The organism is Methanospirillum sp., assembly GCF_035406105.1.
In the GTDB taxonomy this organism is placed as follows: domain Archaea; phylum Halobacteriota; class Methanomicrobia; order Methanomicrobiales; family Methanospirillaceae; genus Methanospirillum.
Genome location: NZ_DAONKG010000271.1, coordinates 1 through 2,868, shown reverse-complemented (window position 1 = coordinate 2,868; position 2,868 = coordinate 1). Strand labels below are relative to the sequence as shown.

Sequence of the window (2,868 nt, the reverse complement as noted above, 5' to 3'; positions counted from 1 at the left end):
ACCTGCCTTCTGTGCAGCCTGCTCAATCGCTGCACAGCCTCCAAGAACAATCAGGTCAGCAAGTGATACCCTCTTACCTCCTGGTGCCGTGCGGTTGAAATCGCTCTGAATTTCTTCAAGAATCTTCAGAACCTTTGTCAGCTGCTCTGGCTCATTCACCTCCCAGTCCTTTTGAGGAGCGAGTCGGATCCGTGCACCGTTCGCCCCTCCACGTTTGTCAGAGCCACGGAATGTGGAGGCAGATGACCATGCGGTGTATACCAGCCGGGAGATGGACAGACCAGATGCCAGTATTCTATTCTTCAGGAGGACTATGTCCTGGTCATCAATCAGCGGGTGGTCAACAGCGGGAATGGGGTCCTGCCAGATGAGATCCTCATCCGGAACCTCTGGGCCGAGATACCGTGTCTTCGGGCCCATATCACGATGTGTCAGTTTGAACCAGGCACGGGCGAATGCATCAGTAAATGCATCCGGTTGCTCAAGGAATCGCCGTGCGATCTTTTCATAATCAGGATCGTACCGTAAGGCAAGATCAGTGGTAAGCATCCCTGGTGGATGTCTTTGTGTGGGATCATGAGCATCAGGCACGGCGTCGGGTCCGACCCCGCCTTTTGGGTGCCACTGGTATGCCCCTGCAGGGCTTTTGGTCAGTTCCCATTCATACCGGAAGAGATTTTTCAAAAAAAGCAGACTCCATCGTGTTGGCGTTTGTGTCCAGGTAATCTCAATACCGCTCGTGATCGTATCTTTTCCTTTCCCGGTTCCGTACCTGTTCTTCCAGCCCAGTCCCTGTTCCTCTATACCGGCAGCCTCAGGTTCAGGTCCGAGGTACGACGCAGGAGCAGCTCCGTGTGTCTTGCCAAAACTATGCCCCCCGGCGATAAGTGCAACCGTCTCCTCGTCGTTCATTGCCATTCTGCCGAAAACCTCGCGTATGTCACGGGCTGCTGCAATTGGATCCGGATTTCCGTTTGGACCTTCTGGGTTGACGTATATGAGCCCCATCTGTACAGCAGCAAGGGGTTTTTCCAGCTCCCGGTCACCGGTATACCGCTGATCTCCAAGCCATGTGTCCTCTGATCCCCAGTATATGTCTTCAGGTGGTTCCCAGGCATCCTCACGTCCGCCTCCAAAGCCGAACGTTTTAAATCCCATTGATTCCAGGGCAACATTGCCGGCAAGAATCATAAGATCAGCCCAGGAGATCTTCTTCCCGTACTTTTGCTTCACTGGCCAGAGGAGGCGCCGTGCCTTGTCAAGATTCACATTGTCCGGCCAACTGTTCAGCGGAGGAAACCGTTGCAGCCCCCCGCTGGCCCCTCCCCGGCCATCAAAAGTCCGGTAGGTTCCAGCACTATGCCATGCCATACGGATGAATAGCGGCCCGTAATGACCAAAATCTGCAGGCCACCATTCCTGCGTGCGGGTCATGAGATCCTGCAGATCCTTTTTGACCGCTGCAAGGTCAAGTTTTTTAAATTCATCACGATAATTGAAGGATTCACCATAGGGGTTTGAGAGGAGAGAGTTCTGGGAAAGGATCCGAAGGTTTAGCTGGTCCGGCCACCAGTCATGGTTTTTTCTCCCTTTTTTGGGGTCATGCATGGTTATTCTGTCCTTTTCAGGGTTTTTCTCAATGTCAGTCATACTGTTCTCATCCTGCAATGGACTGACTTCTCACCTTGTATGCTATAAATATTCCTTAGATCTGTGAACGTGTATGCCTGCACCATTGACGCTGCAAACAGGATACCTACACGTTATGTGAACGGAATGGATTATGTCCTGAACATCAAATATTCGCCGGCAACACCAGGCAGCCATCACATATCTCGTATATCAGTTCAGTGTTTTAAATAAAAATCTCTGAATGCTTTTTCATGTATTCACCATCAGATAGAGCAATTCATGTATAAAATGAAGCCCAATGCATGGGAGCGAATTATTCCATTATGAGATCAATTACTACATATTCCGGTGAATTCCTCATGTCTCCCCGGAATGATTTTGCTTTCCGGTTACTCTTTGGAGATCCGAATAACTCTGACATCCTCCGTGATCTCCTGAATGCTATCCTTCCGGATCATTTTCAGAGTGTTATGTGCACCGATCCACATCTCCTCGTACCTGATACGAAAAAGGAGTGCATTCTGGACATCAAGGCATTATCAGATTCCGGAGTTCATGTTGACATTGAGATGCAGGTGCTCAATCTCAAATCAATGGAGAAACGGAGTCTCTTTTACTGGGCAAAAATGTATCTTGACCAACTCGATAGAGGTCATAGGTATCATGAGCTGAAACGCACCATCGTGATAAACATCCTGGATTATATGCTGATGCCTGTAGATGATCTTCATACCTGCTTTCAGGCATATGACAAAACCCACGATATCCTTATGAGTGATGTCTTTGAAATTCATTTTCTTGAGCTCCCAAAGGTTCATAGGTGCAAGGTACCATATGAAGGTACAGATCTCCTGTCATGGCTTACATTTTTGAGTGCATATACGGAGGAGGAGATAATTATGGCAGCTGAAGGCAAACCCGCAATACAAAAAGCATATCACAATCTTCAGATTATGAGTCTTGATGAAGAAAACAGGCGGCTCTATGAAGCAAGAGAGATGTTTCTTCATGATCAGGCTACACGTATGTATGAAGCGAGAGAGGAGGGACTCGAAGAGGGGATGAAGAAAGGAAGGGAAGAGGGGATGAAGAAGGGAAGGGAAGAAGAAAGAAAAGATGTCGCAAAAAACATGCTTTCCCTGGGTATTGATGATGAACTGATAATCAAAGCAACCGGTCTTGATCAATCAACCATCGATAAACTGAAAAAATCCCTCTCGCTCCCGACCCAATAAC

At 48.4% G+C, this 2,868-nt stretch carries 2 protein-coding genes; one reads left to right on the top strand and one right to left on the bottom strand.

Annotation, left to right across the window (positions count from 1 at the left end; all coding sequences use genetic code 11):
- The coding region (gene katG, locus PLA23_RS12225; RefSeq protein ID WP_324475360.1) for a catalase/peroxidase HPI at window positions 1-1,650 on the bottom strand (1,650 nt) is incomplete at its 3' end.
- Between the two features lie 341 nt (window positions 1,651-1,991).
- On the opposite strand from katG, the gene PLA23_RS12220 reads away from it, so the two are divergent.
- Window positions 1,992-2,867: an Rpn family recombination-promoting nuclease/putative transposase gene (locus tag PLA23_RS12220; RefSeq protein ID WP_324329135.1), complete on the top strand. Its 876-nt coding sequence runs from the start codon at window positions 1,992-1,994 to the stop codon at window positions 2,865-2,867.
- Window position 2,868 lies beyond the last annotated feature (1 nt).

Excerpts from the sequence above, each read along its gene's own strand:
- PLA23_RS12220 (WP_324329135.1), top strand. The coding sequence starts at position 1,992 with ATGTCTCCCCGGAATGATTTTGCTTTCCGGTTACTCTTTGGAGATCCG.